The sequence below is a fragment of the Opitutus sp. sgz309028 genome, from assembly GCF_059821195.1.
Window position 1 is genome coordinate 181,589 of the sequence record NZ_JCAMRR010000002.1, and the last position, 17,979, is coordinate 199,567.

A 17,979-nucleotide genomic window follows, 5' to 3' on the forward strand; every position below is an offset into this window, starting at 1 on the left:
CACCACCCAAACTATGAAACCCGCCAGACAAGCCAAGCCGCGGATGAAGGTCGCGTTAGCCTTCTCTGCGTTAAGCGTCGCCGCCTACGCCCAGGTGGCTTCACCGACTCCACCTTCGACCTCCGCCGAGCCGGGCGACGAGGACGTCGTCATGCTCTCGCCCTTTGAAGTGACCTCGCAGACCGACCGCGGTTATCAAGCGACGGAGACACTTGCCGGCACCCGCATCCGCACGGACCTGCGCGACGTCGGTTCGGCGATTTCGGTCGTCACCCGCGAATTCATGCAAGACGTCGGTGCGACCGACAATAGCACCTTGCTCCAATATACGACGAACGCCGAAGTGGCCGGCACCCGCGGCACCTATGCTGGCCTGGGCAACGGCACCAGCGTCGACGAAACCGCCAGCCTGCGGGCGCCGGCGAGCGCCCAACGGGTGCGCGGCCTCGCTTCGGCTGACAATACTCGCGACTTCTTCGTCACCGACATCCCGTGGGACAGCTATAATGTCGACCGCATCGATATACAGCGCGGCCCGAACTCGATTCTTTTCGGGCTCGGCAGCCCGGCCGGTATCGTCAACGCGTCCACGCGCAACGCCGAGTTCCGCAACCTCGGATCGGTGGAGGCGCGCACCGGTTCGTATGGCACGTTCCGCAGCAGCATCGACATCAACCAGCAGCTCATTCCGAAAATGCTGGCGATCCGGCTGGACGGGATGTGGACCGACCAGAAATACCAGCAGGATCCGGCGTATCAGGACGACAAGCGCTTCTTCGGTGCGATCCGCTTCGATCCCAAGCTCTTCGCGCGCGACGATTTCCGCACCAGCATCAAGGCGAAATACGAACACGGCGAGATCGATGCCAACCGGCCCCGCCTCGTTCCGCCCAACGACAGCATCACGCCGTGGTTCCGTCCGGTCGACACCAAGAGCCTGAACGGCGGCATGGGCAAGCTTGCCATCAACAACGGGTACGAAGTCGGCGCCGCCCTTTCCGCCGTCAATCCCTGGCTGAGCGGCGGCGGCATCGATCAGCAGCAGCCGGCGTGGTTCATCGATGGCATGACGGGCTCGCTCGACCGGATCTACGGCGGATACGTCAACACCGGCGCCCGCAATGCCGACGGCAGCCTGCGGGGCGTCAACGACAGCCTGGTCGCGCAGCGCTATTCGCAGCCGTTCTTCGGCCTCACGAGCCTCAGTTCCTATGCGGGCATCGCTGGATTGCCGGGTTCCACCTTCGGCCAATACCGCACCGCCACGTTGCTCGATCCGTCCGTCTTCGATTTTTATAATCAACTGATCGATGGTCCGACGAAGAAAGAATTCGAAAACTGGAATGCCTATAATATCGATTTTTCGCAGACGGCCTTCGATGACCGCTTCGGTCTGCAGCTGACCTATGACCTGCAGAAATACCGTCGCGGTGGCGAGGCGTTGCTCGGCAGCAGCGTCAACACGTCGCCCACGCTGACGATCGATATCCTGAAGAACTTCCAGGATCTCTCGGCCAATCCCCACTTCGGCCGGCCTTATGTGCTCGGCGGACCCGGCGGCGGCGACTCCTATGAAAGCGAGCGCAAATACGTCCGCGGTTCGCTCTTCGGCGAACTTCGCGCCTCCGATTTCCTATCCAATAATTTCCTCGTTAAACTGCTCGGCAAGCATCGGCTCAACGGTGTCTATAGCGACGAGAAGTATTTCGCCGAGACCCGCCGCTGGCAGATGTATGCCAACAACCGCGCCTGGGATACCTACTGGACCCGCGCGGACGGAAACCTGAACGGCATCAATAATCGTCCGCCCGTGGCCGTTATCTACCTCGGGCCCTCCCTAGGCAGTGCTGCTTCCGCGTCGGGGGCGCACATCCCCGGGATCGCCGCACCGGTGACGCTCGCGGACGGGAATTTGTATTACTTTGACGCCACGTGGAAAAATCCCACCGGCGTCAACTTCGGCGATCCCTGGACGGTTCCCGCTAATCTGTCGCCGATCTTCAATCCCACGGCTCTCCCCGCGGGCCAGACGCAGTTCCTCCAGAATTCGAATCCCGCCAATTACGTTGGCTGGACGACGAATTATCAAATGAACCTCCTGCGTTATAATGACGGGGAGAACCTGGGACTGCTCCGCAACGCTGCCAAAAGCCTGCGGCGCACGAAGTCCTACGCCGGCAGCTGGCAGGGCTTCCTCTGGAACGACGCCATCGTGCCGACCTTTGGCTGGCGCTATGACGAGGTTCGGGGCCAGAACGTCACCGCGCAGTCGGTCGCCAACAACCGCTCGATGCTGAACCTCAGCGAATCGGGCGACGCCGCGACCCGGCCCTATGCGCTGCCGCGCGGTGCCACCGGCTTGAACAGCAACCAGTCGTATTCGACCTTCAAGGACCACTCCACCGCCGGCGGCGTCGTCGTGCACCTGAACCGCCTGCTCGAGAAGGACCCGCTGCCGATCAACGTCAGCCTTTCCTATAACAAATCGAGCAACTTCCAGGTCACCAACACGCGTCGCGACATCTACGGCAATCTGATCGGCAATCCGAGCGGATCGACCAAGGACTACGGGGTGCAGCTCTCGACGAAGGACGGGAAGTATTCCTTCCGCGCGATCAAGTACGAGACCAGCCTCACCAACGCCGACACCCAGCTCGATATCAGCGGCCTCACGGGCACGATCAAGAACGGCCTGAACTGGCGCAATATCATGCTGTATCACATGACCGGTTACGCGTGGTCGACGGTCACGACGGGAAACAACATCCGTTTCGAATGGATTCCCGCCTACGTGAATCAATATGGCCGCACCGTCTGGTCGCAGGACAAGGTGACCGCCGGTCAGCCGCCGCCTCCGGGCGCGGTCCTGCAGACCGAGGCGCAGTCGATCGCCCAGCGTGACGCCTCGATCGGCGCGTGGAATGACATCCAGAAGTTCCTTCAGGATAAAGGCTACTTCTCGGCTTGGAACTACGGCGTCGGGCCGACGAGTCCGGACAAGTTGACCAATCGTGCGACCTACGAGGCGAACCCCGGCGCGTATCAGCCCGATCCGGCCAGCGTCTACGATTATCGCAACGCCCCGAACCTGCAGGGCTTCGCGGTCACGGCCGACACGATGTCGAAGGGTTACGAGTTCGAGTTCACGGCCAATCCGCTGCCGAACTGGCGCATTGCGTTCAACGCCGCCAAAACGACGGCCGTGCGCACGAATGTCGGCGGAGCGCTCCTCGATGATCTCGTCAATTACATGACCGAGAAGATCGGCACCGCGACGGTGCCCGGAGCCGCCGGCGACATGATCATGTTCAACGCGCACTTCGACGATCCCACGAACGTGATCTGGAACAACGGCACCTGGAAAAACTTCCGGTCCGGCTACACGCTCCTGAAGCTGCAGGAGGGCGCGGCGACGGCCGAGCTCCGCAAGTGGCGCTACAATGTCGTCACGAACTACACGTTCGACACCAGCTTCCTCAAGGGCGTGGGCCTCGGCGCCAGTTATCGCTGGCAGGACAAGATCGCGATCGGCTATCCCGTTCTCGAAGGCGCGGGCGGCCTGGCGACGTTCGATCTTTCGAATCCCTACTACGGGCCGAAGGAAGACGCGCTCGATCTCTGGATCAGCTACGAGCGGAAGCTCACCAAGAAAATCCGGTGGAAGATCCAGCTGAACGTTTACAACGTCGGAAAGAGCGAGGATCTGATTCCGATTTCCGTTCAGCCCGATGGACACACGTGGGCCTCGGCCCGCATCGCCCCGGTGCAGGAGTGGATGCTGACGAATACGTTCTCGTTCTAACGTCGCCTCTGCCTCCCTGCTAGGTTTCACCCGCGGCGGGGTCGCTCCGACCCCGCCGCTTTTATTTTAACTCATCGCATGATTCATCGACTCCCTCCTGGTTCTCTCGTTCGTCTCGTGCTCGCCTGGCTGCTGGGCTTGAGCGTTTCGACCGCAGCCTTCGCTTTGCTGGCGCGGCCGTCCTTCGTCGTGGAGACCGGAAGCGCCGGCGATTTCCCGCTGGTGCGCGAGGGCCAGGCCGCGGACGTGCAAGTGGCGCCGCAGGAGTTTCCCGGGGTCCGGCGCGTGGCCGGCCAACTGCAGGCCGATCTCGAGCGAGTTTCAGGGGTGCGCCCGGAGTTGGTCGCATCCGCGCGTCCGGCGCGGGGGCCGGTCGTGATCGTCGGCACCCTCGGTCGCGGAGGCGCGGTGGATGAGTTGGCCACGAGCGGAAAGATCGACGCGACGCAGATCCGGGGACGCTGGGAAGCGTATACGATCTCGGTCGTGTCGCAGCCGTTTCCCGGTGTCAGCCAAGCGCTCGTGATCGCGGGCAGCGACAAACGCGGCACGATTTACGGCCTCTATGAGCTTTCGGAACAGATCGGCGTTTCGCCCTGGTATTGGTGGGCCGATGTGCCAGTGACGCGCCGGTCCAGTCTCTGGATTCGGCCCGAGCCGATCGTCGAGACCGGACCGGTCGTGCGCTATCGCGGGATTTTTATCAACGACGAGGCTCCCGCGCTGACCGGCTGGGTGCACGAGAAGTTCGGCCGGTTTGATCACACCTTTTACCAGCACGTGTTCGAGCTGATCCTCCGTCTGCGCGGCAACTATCTGTGGCCCGCGATGTGGCAGCCGCGGGCGTTCATCGACGACGATCCGAAAAACGCGGCGCTGGCCGACGAATACGGCATCGTGATCGGCACCTCGCATCACGAGCCGATGATGCGCGCGCATGCAGAGTGGGACCGCTACGGCAAAGGTCCGTGGAATTACGAGAAGAACGCCGACGTGCTCCGGGAGTTCTGGCGCGGCGGCGTGGAGCGCGTGAAGGATTACGACAAGATTGTCTCGCTCGGCATGCGTGGCGACGGCGACGAGCCCATGTCGGAAAGCGAAAACGTGGCGCTGCTCGAGCGTATCGTCGCCGATCAGCGGCAGATCCTTTCCGACGTGGAGCGCCGGCCGCTGCCGGAAATCCCCCAGCTTTGGGCGCTCTACAAGGAGGTGCAGGGCTATTACGAACGTGGCATGCGCGTGCCGGACGACGTGACGCTGCTGTGGTGCGACGACAACTGGGGCAACATCCGCCGGCTGCCCACCCCCGAGGAACGCAAGCGCACCGGCGGCGCCGGCGTGTATTATCATTTCGACTACGTCGGGGGACCGCGGAATTACAAGTGGATCAACACCACCCCGATCACGAAGATCTGGGAGCAAATGCACCTCGCGTGGCGCCTTGACGCGACGCGGATCTGGATCGTGAACGTCGGCGACATCAAGCCGATGGAGTTCCCGATCGAATTTTTCCTGCGCTACGCGTGGAATCCGGCCGCGCTGCCCTACGAGCGGCTGGGCGACTATTCCGTCGCGTGGGCGACGCGGAATTTCGGCGCGGAATACGCGTCGGAGATCGCCGCACTGATCAACGGCTACACGAAACTTCTCAGCCGGCGAAAGCCGGAGATGCTCGCTCCGGACACGTTCAGCCTCGTGAACTATCGCGAGGCCGAGCGCGTGCTGGCCGAGTGGCGCGACCTCGTCCGCCGGGCCGAGGCGGTGCGCACCGCGCTGCCGGCCGCGGCGCAGGACGCGTTTTTCCAGCTGGTGTGGTATCCGGTCAGGGCCGCGGCCAACGTGCAGGAGGTGCACGTCGCGGCCGGATTGAACCGGCTCTACGTGGCGCAAGGCCGCGTGGCGGCGAATGCGCAAGCTGCCAGAGTGCGCGAACTGTTCGCCTTGGATCAGGAGCTCGCGCGCCAGTATCATGCCCTCGGAGGCGGACGGTGGGATCATCTGATGTCCGAAACCAAGTTCGGCTACACCTACTGGCAGACGCCAAATCTCGAAGCCGCGCCTGCCGTCCAGGAAGTGCGGCCGCGCGACGAAGCCTCGCCCGCGCTGGCGATCGAAGGCAGCGCCGTGGCGTGGCCGTCCTACGGTGCACGTGCGCCCCTGCTGCCGTCCCTCAATCCACTCGGTAGCGAGACCCGCTGGATCGAGGTATTCAACCGCGGCAATCGCGAATTCGGGTTCCGCGCCGAGGCGGACCAACCGTGGGTGACGCTGTCGTCGCGAGAAGGTCGCGTCACCGACCAGGTGCGTCTCGAAGTCGGCGTCGACCGCGCCGCCGTGCCGCCGGAGGCCTCGACTGCGACGGTGAAGATTGAAGCGGAGGGACAGACGTTCCGGATTCGGTTGCCGATCGAGCAGCCGCCGGGCGAGCGCGCGGGTTTCGTCGAAACCGATGGCCACGTTGCCATCGAAGCGCCGCATTTCGCTCGCAAGATGGATGCTGGAGACGTCGCGTGGCGGACGCTCGACGATTTTGGGCGCACGCTGGGCGGAGTGACGACGTTTCCGGTAACGGCGGCGGAGTCGACGCCCGGCGGCGCGTCACCACGGCTTGAATACGACCTGACGCTGACGTCCACCGGCGAGGTCACGGTGGAGCTGCACTGCGCGCCGTCGCTCGATTTCCAGCCGGGCGAAGGCTTGCGGCTGGCGGTTTCTTTCGACGACGAGCCGCCGCAGATTGTAAAACTCGACACCTGGGCGACACTGCAAACCTGGGAGACGTCGGTGGGCGACGGGGTGCGGCGCGTCGTTACGCGCCATCGTATCGAGCGTCCGGGCGTTCACGTCTTGAAGGTCTGGCGGGTTTCGCCGGCCGTCGTGATCGAGCGCATTGTCGTGAACACGGGCGGCGTGCGGCCCAGCTACCTCGGCCCGCGGGAAAGCCCGCGTGTGGGACCCGGCAACTGACTTCGTTCCCGCGGTCTTTTTCATTCCATTTCTTTCATGAAACTCGGTCTTGGCCTTTATCGCCACATGCTCACGCCGGAGAACTTCGCCTTCGCGAAGCAGGCCGGCGCCACTCACATTGTTGCGCATCTCGTCGACTATTTCCGCGGCGGCGCGGGTCATTCGGCGACGGACGACCAGCCGCTCGGCACGGATTGGGGCTGGGGGCTGGCCGGCGATCCCGACCGGCTCTGGACGCTCGAGGAAATCGTCGCGGTGCGCGACGCGGTCGAGGCTGCGGACTTGAAGCTCGAAGCGATCGAGAACTTCGATCCGGCGCATTGGTATGACGTGTTGCTCGACGGCCCGAAGCGCGCGCAGCACATCGAAAACGTGAAGACCATCGTGCGGCGCGTCGGCGAGGCAGGCATCCCGATCATGGGCTATAATTTCTCCATCGCCGGCGTAGCCGGGCGGACGAAGGGCAACTACGCCCGCGGCGGCGCACCGTCGGTTGGGATGGAAGGACCTTACGACCTGCCAATGCCGAATGGTCTCGCGTGGAACATGGTGGTGGATCCGACCGCGCCGGGCCGCGACACCGGCACGATCCCCTCCGCCACACACGAGCAGTTGTGGGATCGCTATCGCCGGTTTCTCGATGACGTCCTGCCGGTCGCCGAACGCGCCGGCGTGCGGCTGGCGCTGCACCCCGACGATCCGCCGATGCCGTTCATCCGCGGCCAGCCGCGGCTCGTGTATCAGCCGGAGTTATACCAAAAGGCGATCGATCTGAACCCAAGCCCGGCGAACGCCCTGGAGTTTTGCGTCGGCTCGCTCGCCGAGATGACGGAGGGCGACATCTACGACGTCGTCGATCGCTACAGCCGGCAGCAGCGGCTCGGCTACGTGCACCTCCGGAACGTCCGCGACAAAGTGCCGCATTACAAGGAGACCTTCATCGACGACGGAGAAGTTGATGTGCTGCGCGTGCTCGCGATTTTGAAGAAGAACGGCTTCGAGGGGGTGATCATTCCGGATCACGCGCCGCAGATGAGTTGCGCGGCGCCGTGGCACGCAGGGATGGCCTTTGCGCTCGGTTACATGAAGGCCGGTTTGAAATCGCTCGGGATCGAGTGACGGTCAAGTTTCGCGAGGTGTCGGTTTCGCTCGCCGGAAGACGCACTACACCCAGAGATTCGTTCCGCGAATCGTAACCCCTGAGAAAACCACGATGAAACCTCCGAAACTCCTTCGTCTTGCCCTTGCGTGCCTGGCGCTCCCGCTGGCCGGCCTGAGCGCGGCGCAACTCGACGTCAAAGTCGACACCGCCAAAACCGGCGCGCCCATAAACCCGTTTATCTACGGCCAGTTCATCGAGCACCTCGGTCGCTGCATCTATGGCGGGATCTGGGCGGAGATGCTCGAGGACCGGAAATTCTATTTTCCGGTCACGGCCGACTACGCGCCCTACAAGGCGTTGCAGGATTCGAACTATCCCGTCGTCGGCGCCTCGCCGTGGCAGATCATCGGCGACGCGGCTGCGGTGACGATGGTGAAGGAAAACGTGTTCGTCGGCGATCACGCTCCGGCGGTGCGCGCGGGCGCGGGTCTGCGGCAGCGCGACCTCGGCGTGGTGGCGGGGAAGAACTACGTCGGTTACGTCTGGGCGCGTCCGCTCGGCGGAAGTGCGGAGATCGAGGTGACACTCGTCTGGGGCGAGGGCGCGGCCGAACGCGCGACGCGGAAGCTCTCGTTTCGTGGCAAAGATTTCAGCAAGCAGGGGTTCGAGTTCACGCCCAAAACCACGCTGGAGCGCGGCGCTAGCTTGGAAATGCGTGTGTTGAAGGGCGACGTCGTGCTCGGTCCGCCGTCGCTGATGCCGGGTGACAATGTCCGCGGTCTGCGCCGCGACACCCTCGCGCTGCTGAAGCAGCTCAACGGCACCGTGTATCGCTGGCCCGGCGGCAATTTCGTGAGCGGCTACGACTGGCGGGACGGCATCGGCGATCGCGATCGGCGCCCCCCGCGCAAGAATCCCGCGTGGACCGGCGTGGAGCACAACGATTTCGGCACGGACGAATTCATCGATTTTTGCCGCGAGATCGACACCGAACCCATGATTGCCGTGAACACCGGCTTCGGCGACGCCTACTCGGCGGCGCAATGGGTGGAGTATTGTAATCGAGGCGCGGATACGATCGGGGGCGGCTGGCGCGCGAAGAACGGCCACGCGAAGCCCTACAGCGTGAAATACTGGTGCGTGGGCAACGAGATGTTCGGTCCGTGGCAGCTCGGTTACATGCAGCTCCCGCATTACACGCTGAAGCACAACCTGGTCTCCGAAGCCATGTGGAAGGTCGACCCCAAGGCGGTGCTCGTGGGGGTCGGCGACCTGGAAACGATTCCGCTGTCGTTCGATCCCGATCGTCCGGCGCCGAAAACCGGCTGGTCCGAAGGCATGCTCGCGGCGTCCGCGGATCACATGAACATGTTGTCCGAGCATTTCTACCGCGGCCGCGTGCCGTGGACCCAGGAAGGCCGCACGGACGTGCTCACGCATGTGGGCATGTTGCGCGAATCGATCCGCAAGAAAGCTGACGGCCATCGCGAGTTGCAGGCGCGGCTGCCGAACCTGAACGGTCGCGTGATGCCGATCGCGATGGACGAATGGAATTACTGGCACCGCGAATCCGCCTACGGCGAGCTCGGCTGCATTTACGAACTGACGGACGGCCTCGGTGTGGCCGCCGGCCTGCACGAATATTTCCGGCAGAGCGACCTGATCCACATGGCGCATTATGCGCAGACGGTGAATGTGATCGGCGCGATCAAGACGTCGCGCATCGCGGCCGAGATGGAAACCACCGGTCTCATGCTGCAGATGTATCGCGCCCACTACGGTCAGACGCCGCTCGAGATCGGCCGCGATTTCGGCAACTATGACGTCACCGCGGCGCTCACCGCCGATGGCAAGGTGCTGACGCTCGGCGTGGTGAATCCCACGAACGAGGAGCTGTCGCTCCAGCTCGACCTCGCCGGGCGGTCGGTCGCCGGATCGGGCACGCGCTGGCATGTGACCGGTGCGGATGCCTCGGCGCACAACACTCCCGGTCAGCCCCGGGCGGTCGATCTCCAGCGCACCGAAGGTGTCAACGGATCGCAACTGCGCATCCCGGCGCTCAGCGCGGCTGTGTTCGCGTTGCCGCTGAAATAGGAGAGCGCCGCCGCCGCTCCGATTCTTTCTCATTTCTTATGAACCACGACGACTTCTCCACCATCTTCTCTCTGCGCAACGAACACGCGCTCATCACGGGCGGCGGCACCGGCATCGGCCTGGCGGTCGCCCGCACGATGCACGCCGCCGGAGCGAAGCTGACGCTGGTCGGTCGCCGGGAAGCGGAATTGAAAGCGGGGGCGGTCGCGGTCGGCCCCAACGCCGGCTACATCGTTCATGACATCACGGAACTCGATCGGGCCGACGAGCTCGTGCGGCAGGCCGCGCGCGAACGCGGACCGGTCTCAGTCCTCGTGAACAATGCCGGCATTCACCTGAAGAAATCGGTCGTCGAGACGACGCCGGCCGAGTTTCAGCAGGTGCTCAATACACATATTCTCGGCGCCCACGCGATCTCCCGCGCGGTGCTGCCGGGGATGATGGAGCGCCGGCACGGCTCCATCCTGTTCATGGCGTCCATGGCGTCGCTTTTCGGGATTCCCTACGTGGTCGCTTACAGCGCGGCGAAATCCGCGATGGTCGGCATGGTGCGCACGATGGCCACGGAAGTCTCGAGCCACGGCGTGCGGGTCAACGCGATCGCGCCGGGTTGGATCGAGACGGAGATGTCGCGCAAGGCTCTCGACGGCGACCCGGTGCGTAAAAACAAGATCGTCGGACGCACTCCGATGGCGAAGCTGGGCCGGCCCGACGACATTGGCTGGGCGGCGGTTTATCTGTCATCGCCAGCCGCGCAGTTCGTCACTGGCGTGGTCCTCCCGGTCGACGGCGGCGTGAGCGTGGGTTTCTAGAGGTAACCGGCGCAGCTCGGCAACCTGGCGCTGCGAGGTAGGGCGGGGTTCGACCCGCCCTCGTCGCGATAACCGAACCGAAGCCTGCGGCGCGACGTCGCCCGGGAATTTTTCGCGAATCGCGTCACTTTGCGGATACACAATCCGTCCTGCGCTAGATTACCCCATGAACGCCCCCGCTGTGCTCCACTGGTCCGCGCTCGGCTCCGCCGTCGCGTTTGGTTTGCTCACCCCCACCGTCAGAGCGCGCGCCGACGAACCCGTCGGCGAATTCGCGCAACACGCCGATGTGGGCGATCCGGCGATCGCCGGATCCGCGAATTACGATTCCGATACGCAACACTACCGCTTCGCCGCCGGCGGCACCAACATGTGGGGCACGTCGGACCAGTTTCACTTCGCGTGGAACCGCATGAAGGGCGATTTCATCGTGCGTGCGCGGTTCGAGTTCGTCGGCCAAGGCGTCGATCCGCATCGCAAGGTCGGCTGGATCGCGCGGAGCTCGCTCGCCGCGGACTCGCCGTATGCCGACGCGTGCGTGCATGGCGACGGGCTCACGTCGCTCCAATACCGTCGCACCCAAGGAGGCGAAACGCAGGAGGTGGCGCTGCCGCTGCGGGGCGGCGATGTCATCCAGCTCGAGCGACGCGGGCGGACCTACCTGTTTTCGTCGGCGCGATACGGCGAGCCGTTCGTCACGCGTGAGATCGAGCTCGAGCTCGGCGAAGAGGTGCTCGTCGGCTTGTTCCTCTGCTCGCACAATCCGCAGGTAAAAGAAGAGGCGATCTTCAAGGACGTGCGCATCATCCGCCCGCCGAAGACGGGCTACGTGCCGTATCGCGATTACATCGGCGCACAGCTCGAGGTCCTCAACGTCTTCACCGGCCAGCTCTCCGTCGTGCATCGTTCCCCGGAAGCGTTTGAGGCGCCGAACTGGATGCCCGATCTGCGCACACTGCTCGTCAACGTCAGCGGGCCAGGGCCGAACAAGGGGCGCCTTCAGCGCTTCGATCTCGTGACGAAGCAGATGACTCCGTTCGACACGGGCTTTGCGACGCGCAACAACAACGATCACGTGCTCTCGTTCGACGGGCGTCAGCTCGGCATCAGTCATCACAGCGCGGATGACGACGGCCGCTCCGTGGTCTATCGCTTGCCCGCGACGGGCGGCACGCCGGTGCGCGTCACGCCGAAATCGCCGTCGTATTTCCACGGCTGGTCGCCGGATGGGAAATGGCTCGTCTACACCGGCGGGCGCAAGGAGCGGCCGGACGGCCCCGACAAATACGATATCTACAAAATCTCCCTCGACGGCGGCGACGAGGTGCGGCTGACCGATTCGCCGGGGTTGAATGATGGGCCGGAGTTTTCGCCGGACGGACGCTATATCTACTTCAACTCGACGCGCACGGGCCGGATGCAGCTGTGGCGGATGAACGCGGACGGTTCCGGACAGGAGCAGCTCACCGACGACGGGCTCAACAACTGGTTTCCGCATGTCTCGCCGGACGGGAAGTGGATCGTGTTTCTCTCCTATGGTGCCGACGTGAGACCCGACGATCATCCGTATTACCGGCAGGTTTATCTGCGGATGATGCCGGCGGACGGGGGCGAGCCGCGCGTGATCGCGTATGTCTTCGGCGGACAGGGCACGATGAACGTTCCCTCGTGGTCGCCCGACGGCGTGCGGATCGCGTTCGTCAGCAATACGGCGATCGAATAGCCAAAAAATGAATACGCGAAACCTCCTCGGCGCGATTGCGGTGGGCGTCGCGCTGGCGCTGCCGCTCGGCGGGCAAACGACAACGACCGCCAAAAAATCCCCGCCAGCCGCGTGGCCGTCGCCGGAGGAGCGCAAGCGCATCGCCGAAGCGTCGCACGCGGACTGGCAGCGGATGATGACGCAACTGGGATTGTCGGTGCCGGACAATCTGTCGCCGGAGGAAAGCGATCCGCAGCGTCCGCCGAACGCGCAGCGCAATCCGAACGGCAACGGCTGGACGGACAACGGGCGTTTCGTCGTGCGCTCCGCGTGGGGCAACTGGATCCGCTACGATCTGGACCACGCCGACGTCGGCCCGCTGCCGGATCCGCTCACGCTGGAGAACGGCGAGCATGTGACGACGCCCGCGGCCTGGTGGTCGCAGCGGCGGCCGCAGATCGCGGAGTTGTTCGCCCGTGAAATCTACGGTCGCATTCCGGCGGATACGCCTGCGGTTACTTGGGAAACGATCGAGACCGACGAGCACGCGCTGGACGGACGCGCGCGGCTGCAGCGGCTGGTCGGCCGCATCGACAATCGTGCGTATCCCGAGGCAGAGCCGACGATCGAGCTCGAACTCTATCTGCCGAGCGCGGCGCGCGGACCGGTCCCGGTGGTGGTGGCGATCTCGTTTAATTTTCCGCCGGGGATGCGTTTCCCCGGCGCGCCGACAGGACCAAGCGCACTCGAACAGACGATCGCGCATGGTTGGGGCTACGCGCGCTTCGTGCCGACGTCACTGCAGGCGGACCATGGAGCGGGTTTGAATTCGGGGATCATCGGTTTGATGAACCGCGGTCGGCCGCGCACCCCGGACCAGTGGGGCAGCATCGCCGCGTGGTCGTGGGGTTTGAGCCGGATCGTGGACTATTTGGAAACGATTCCCGCGATCGACGCACGGCGCCTCGCGGTGCAGGGGCATTCGCGTTATGGGAAAACCGCGCTTGTCGCGGCGGCGCTCGAACCGCGCTGGGCGCTCGTGTTTGCGAGTTGTTCCGGCGAGGGCGGGGCGAAACTGCACCGGCACGATTATGGCGAGTCCGTCGACATCGTCGCGTCGAGCGGCGAATACCACTGGATGGCGGGGAATTTTCTCAAGTATGCGGGCCGCTGGAAGGAACTCCCGATTGACCAGCACGAGCTCATCGCGCTCGTGGCGCCGCGACCGGTGTTCGTGACCGGCGGCACGCAGGACACGTGGGCCGATCCGGTGGGCATGTTCAGGGCGTGCGTCGCTGCGGGACCGGCTTATCGGTTGCTCGGAAAAGAGGATCTGGGGCGGACGGAAATGCCGGCGCCGGACGAGGAGTTGATCGCGGGCGATCTGGCGTTTCGCTACCACGAAGGCGGCCACTTCGATGTGCTCGACTGGCCGACGTTCCTGAAGTTCGCGGACAAATATTTCGCGAAGGCGAAATGGTAACAAGAAAGTGGATGCGCGATCCGGTTCAGCGCATCGCCGGATCGCCGGGAACGTAGCGCAACCGGATCGATTTGTAGTAGTCGAGCGGATGCTCCGGTGGTTCCACGCCGGCGGGTAGCGGGCGTTGCGAGAACGTCTGAAAATACAGCAGGCAGGCGTCGCGCCACTCGCGCGCTTCGCGTTCCTGACGGCGGAGGAGCGCTTGCACGTGACGGAAGCGTTCTTCGTCGATGCGGCCCGTGAGGCCATCCCACGTGCGTTGAAAGCCGCGAACCGCATCGACGCCCGCCTGATAATGCAGGGCGAGTTCGTCCCAGAGCGTGCGGCCGGATTTCATCCGATAATCCCACGGCAGGTGGTGAAACCACAGCAGCAGGTTGTCGGGGGTGGTCGCGGGGTTGCTCCAGCGCTGCTGGATCTCAGGGGCGTATTGACCGAGTGCGTTGGAGCCGTGAGCGGTGCGATCGAAGCCGATGCCGTTGCGATCGGCGCGGTGATAATAAACGGAGGTCCAATCCGCCCGGCCCGCGTTGTCGACCCACGGACCGGGACCGTAGTGATGACCCTCGGCCATGATGTGATGCAGACCGAGCGGCATCGAGTAGTTCACGGCCGCTTCGCGGGACGCGAGGAGGATGGAGTCGATCGCCGACACGACGGCTGAATCGTTCGAATAGGTCTGGCGGGTCCACTCTTCGGCAATTTGCGCGGAGGCGAGCGCGGGATCCCAGGCGAGCCGGCCGTAGGCATACCAGTTGGCCTGTGCGAGGGGATTGCCGGTCCAGTTGCGGGCGTTGCCGACGTTGGCGACGCCGGAGATGGCGGAAAGTCCGTGGAGGTCGAGCGAGCCGTCGACGATGCGCGCGACGGTCGAGCCGGGGCCGCGCACGAAGGTGTCGGCGTCGAGCACTTCTTCGAACAGCGGTCCGAGGAAAACCGTGTGGATGCCGCCGCCGAGATATTCCTGCGTGATCTGGAGCTCGAGCGCGAGCGGTGTGCGGGGCATCGCGCCAAACAGCGGGTGAAATGGTTCGCGCGGCATGAAATCGATCGCGCCGTTCTTGACCTGCACGACGACGTTGGTGCGGAACTGGCCATCGAGGGGCTGGAACTCGTTGTAGCCCTGCTTGTGGCGGTCGTCGGGAACCTCGTGATCGTAGACAAACGCGCGCCAGAGCACGATGCCGTTGAACGGGACGACGGCGTCGGCGAGGAGATTGGCGCCGTCGGCGTGCGTGCGGCCGTAGGCCTGTGGGCCGGGCTGGCCCTCGGAGTTCGCTTTCACGAGAAAGCCGCCGAAGTTCGGAATCAGGCGATAGATCTCCGCGGCCTTGTCGTTCCACCAGCGTTTGACGGCGGGATCGAGCGGGTCGGCGGTCGCGAGTCCGCCGATCTCGATGGGCGCGCTGAACCGGGCGGTAAGGTAGACGCGGATACCATAAGGACGAAACACCTGCGCGAGGGCGGCGACTTTTTGCAGATAAGGCGCGGTGAGAACGAGAGCGTTGGCGTTGACGTTGGTGAGGACGGTGCCGTTGATGCCGATCGAGGCGCAGGCGCGGGCGTAGTCGCGGTAGCGCGGGCTCACGTAGTCGGGGAGCTCGAACCATTCCCAGAGCGAACCGCCGGACTGGCCGCGTTCGACGGTGCCGTTGAGGTTGTCCCAGTGGTTGAGGATGCGCTTCTGAATGCGCGGCGCGCTGACCATTTCGAGCCGTTCGACCGGTTTATGGGTCTGCAGTTGGCGCAGCAGGGCGAACGCGCCGTAGAGCACGCCGATCTCGCGGTTGGCGAGCAGGAGCGTGCACGGGCGGCCCTCAAACACGGTCCGGCGCAAAATAAAACCCTCTTCGCTCGCGGCGCGGAGATCGGACTCGCTCACGAGTCGCGTGATGGCGGGCGAGCGCGTCGCGACGGCGAGCAACAACGTGCCCTGACCGGTCGGCCGATCGACGACGGGCACATCGACTCCGAACAGGCCTTGGAAGCCGGTGCGCAGTTCGTCGACGGCGGTGCCGACGGAGTTGGGGCCCCACGGCGTTTCGCGCGTGGCACCGACGATCGCGATTTCGCGAAACGCCGCAGCGTAGCTTTGGCGCAGGGCGTCGTCGGCGATGCGATCGTAGCGCAGCCACAACCGGTAGCCGTCTTCCGCCCGCGCGTGAAGCGCGGACAAAACGAGCGCGAGCGCAGAGAAAAGAAACGGAGCGAGGCGGATGCGAGCGGCCACGGTGGGAAAGGGCTAAAAAGGTTAACGGATATCGCGCGTGCTGGTGACGAGGTGCTTCGATTCGACGAAGAGATCGCGGATCATCAGCAGCTCGAAGGTGTGGTGGATGCGCGTGAACTCGGTTTTCGTCAGGGGCTCCTTGATCATGCGGAGCGAGCCGTCGATCGGGTCGATGTAAGGCACCTCCTGCATCTCCGCGGCGACTTGGCGAACCGGACCGCGCGTCGTGACGGAGTAAGTCCAGATCTCGCCGGTGATACCCTCGGCCGCGAACGCTTTGACGCTCGCGGGCGGGCCAAGTCGGGCGCGGACTTCGGCCGTGGTCATGCCCTTGATGATCGTGGTGAACGGTTTGATTTCGTCTTGCGGCTCAGACGCGGCGGACGCGGGCGAGGCGGTCGGTGCGGGTTGAGCGCTAGGGCTCGTGCACGCGCCGAGCAGAAAGGTGAAGAGCGCGAGCGCGGGAAAAACGAACCGGGAGGAGGGGAGGCATCGCGAGGTCATGGGCGGGATCGGTTGGAGAAACGGCTAAACTCAAGGGGCGTCTGGCGGCGCGAACGCGTGGAAGCGCCCGCTCACCTGGAGGAGAGCAAGATGATAAAGCAGACCGTCGTAGTAGCGCCAGCGGCCGGTTGGGATCGGCAGGTCCCAGAGTTGCTGCACGAACGGCCGCGCGAGCTCGGGATCGGCCGCGAGACCGGCGACGGCGGCCATCGCGATCAGTCCGGGCGATGGTTCTTCGGAGAGCGGCCGGCCATCGAGGGTGAATTGGTTGGGGATGCGCGGCGCGTGCGAAGCGAGGAAGCGCAGCACGCGGTTGCTCTGTTCGATCTGCCACGGGTCGGCGGCGAACCACGCGTGGTCGAGGGCGACGTGCGCGAGCGTGCGCCACGCGTCGAAACGGAAATCGCCCTTGCCCGGGCCGAACAACGTCTCGGTGAAAGGGCGTCCGTCGAAGTGCGCGTATTCCGGCATGAGTCCGGTTTGGGGATGCGCGGCGCGTCGAAAAAATTCGCGACTGGTGCGGGCGGCCTCGCGCCAGAAAACGCGGTCGTCGGCGTCGTCGGACCATTGGGCCCAGAGCTCGTAGTAGGAAGGAAGATGATACGAAGGATCGGTCAGCTGACTGGCGGCGGGCGTGGGAGCGAAGACGACCTGGCGCCGTTCGCGATCGAAGATGCTGGTGACGCCGCCCGTGGCGGGTTTGTGCAGCATGTCGCGGAGGAGCGTCTGCGCTTCGGCGGCGTAAGTGTCGTCGTGCCAGCGGTGGGCGGCGAAGAAGAGGGCCATCGCGAACCATTCCTCGCCGTCGGAGGCGGAGCCGGCGTCGATTTTCTTTCCGTCGAATTTGCAGTGCCACGCGAAGTAGCCGCGACGCGGACCGGAGTCGTGGCGCATGTGGCGTTTGGCCCAGCGCCAGAGCCGGTCGAATTCGTCGCGATGATCGGTCTGCACGGCGATCATCATGCCGTAAGACATGCCCTCGGTGCGGACATCCTGGTTGCCCGTGTCGGCGATGTAGGCGGCGTCGCCGTCGGCCGGGTAGTAGAGCCGCTCGGTGCGTTCGTCGCCGTGGAACAGCTGTTGCCAGGCGGCGTCGAGTTTCGCGTCGATCGCGGATTCGGGTTGGCCGAGCAGTTCGGTGAAGAGATTGCGCGTGGAAGAGGGCGTCGCGGACAGCGTCGACACGGCGAGCACGAATGAGGCGGCGAGGAAGTTCAGAAAGGAGTGACGTCGCGGGATGAAATGGCGACGAGACGCTGAGGTGGAGCCCGACGTCCTCGTCG

The 17,979-nt window shown here is 64.5% G+C and carries 10 protein-coding genes; 7 read left to right on the top strand and 3 right to left on the bottom strand.

Annotation, left to right across the window (positions count from 1 at the left end):
• Positions 1–13 precede the first annotated feature (13 nt).
• The 7 genes from AC6RV7_RS06695 to AC6RV7_RS06725 all read left to right on the top strand — a co-directional run bounded on the left by AC6RV7_RS06695 (position 14) and on the right by AC6RV7_RS06725 (position 13,962).
• Positions 14–3,802 (top strand): TonB-dependent receptor plug domain-containing protein, encoded by a 3,789-nt coding sequence (locus AC6RV7_RS06695; protein WP_500093140.1) that lies wholly within the window; start codon positions 14–16, stop codon positions 3,800–3,802.
• 78 nt (positions 3,803–3,880) lie between these two features.
• Complete coding sequence (locus AC6RV7_RS06700) at positions 3,881–6,769, top strand: glycosyl hydrolase 115 family protein (protein ID WP_500093141.1); 2,889 nt, start codon at positions 3,881–3,883, stop codon at positions 6,767–6,769.
• Between the two features lie 36 nt (positions 6,770–6,805).
• Positions 6,806–7,888: a mannonate dehydratase gene (locus AC6RV7_RS06705; protein ID WP_500093142.1), complete on the top strand. Its 1,083-nt coding sequence runs from the start codon at positions 6,806–6,808 to the stop codon at positions 7,886–7,888.
• Between the two features lie 94 nt (positions 7,889–7,982).
• On the top strand, positions 7,983–9,965 hold the full coding sequence (locus tag AC6RV7_RS06710; protein ID WP_500093143.1) for an alpha-L-arabinofuranosidase family protein: 1,983 nt from the start codon (positions 7,983–7,985) through the stop codon (positions 9,963–9,965).
• A gap of 38 nt (positions 9,966–10,003) precedes the next feature.
• Positions 10,004–10,777 carry an SDR family NAD(P)-dependent oxidoreductase gene (locus tag AC6RV7_RS06715; protein WP_500093144.1) on the top strand — a complete coding sequence of 258 codons (774 nt, stop codon included), beginning with the start codon at positions 10,004–10,006 and terminating at the stop codon, positions 10,775–10,777.
• A gap of 166 nt (positions 10,778–10,943) precedes the next feature.
• Positions 10,944–12,500 (top strand): TolB family protein, encoded by a 1,557-nt coding sequence (locus AC6RV7_RS06720; protein WP_500093145.1) that lies wholly within the window; start codon positions 10,944–10,946, stop codon positions 12,498–12,500.
• A 7-nt stretch (positions 12,501–12,507) separates the two neighbouring features.
• A complete protein-coding gene (locus tag AC6RV7_RS06725) occupies positions 12,508–13,962 on the top strand; it encodes an alpha/beta hydrolase family protein (protein WP_500093146.1) in 1,455 nt (484 codons plus the stop codon).
• A 25-nt stretch (positions 13,963–13,987) separates the two neighbouring features.
• Here AC6RV7_RS06725 and AC6RV7_RS06730 read toward each other — a convergent pair whose 3' ends face one another.
• From AC6RV7_RS06730 to AC6RV7_RS06740, 3 genes are read right to left on the bottom strand one after another with little or no spacing between them, the layout of a single operon-like run.
• On the bottom strand, positions 13,988–16,192 hold the full coding sequence (locus tag AC6RV7_RS06730; RefSeq protein ID WP_500093147.1) for an alpha-glucuronidase family glycosyl hydrolase: 2,205 nt from the start codon (positions 16,190–16,192) through the stop codon (positions 13,988–13,990).
• A 21-nt stretch (positions 16,193–16,213) separates the two neighbouring features.
• On the bottom strand, positions 16,214–16,696 hold the full coding sequence (locus tag AC6RV7_RS06735; protein ID WP_500093148.1) for a hypothetical protein: 483 nt from the start codon (positions 16,694–16,696) through the stop codon (positions 16,214–16,216).
• Between the two features lie 30 nt (positions 16,697–16,726).
• Complete coding sequence (locus tag AC6RV7_RS06740; RefSeq protein WP_500093149.1) at positions 16,727–17,881, bottom strand: family 8 glycosyl hydrolase; 1,155 nt, start codon at positions 17,879–17,881, stop codon at positions 16,727–16,729.
• Positions 17,882–17,979 lie beyond the last annotated feature (98 nt).

Coding starts and splice junctions, on each gene's coding strand:
- AC6RV7_RS06725 (WP_500093146.1), top strand. CDS start 12,508: ATGAATACGCGAAACCTCCTCGGCGCGATTGCGGTGGGCGTCGCGCTG.
- AC6RV7_RS06710 (WP_500093143.1), top strand. CDS start 7,983: ATGAAACCTCCGAAACTCCTTCGTCTTGCCCTTGCGTGCCTGGCGCTC.
- AC6RV7_RS06715 (WP_500093144.1), top strand. CDS start 10,004: ATGAACCACGACGACTTCTCCACCATCTTCTCTCTGCGCAACGAACAC.
- AC6RV7_RS06705 (WP_500093142.1), top strand. CDS start 6,806: ATGAAACTCGGTCTTGGCCTTTATCGCCACATGCTCACGCCGGAGAAC.
- AC6RV7_RS06695 (WP_500093140.1), top strand. CDS start 14: ATGAAACCCGCCAGACAAGCCAAGCCGCGGATGAAGGTCGCGTTAGCC.
- AC6RV7_RS06720 (WP_500093145.1), top strand. CDS start 10,944: ATGAACGCCCCCGCTGTGCTCCACTGGTCCGCGCTCGGCTCCGCCGTC.
- AC6RV7_RS06735 (WP_500093148.1), bottom strand. CDS start 16,696: ATGACCTCGCGATGCCTCCCCTCCTCCCGGTTCGTTTTTCCCGCGCTC.
- AC6RV7_RS06700 (WP_500093141.1), top strand. CDS start 3,881: ATGATTCATCGACTCCCTCCTGGTTCTCTCGTTCGTCTCGTGCTCGCC.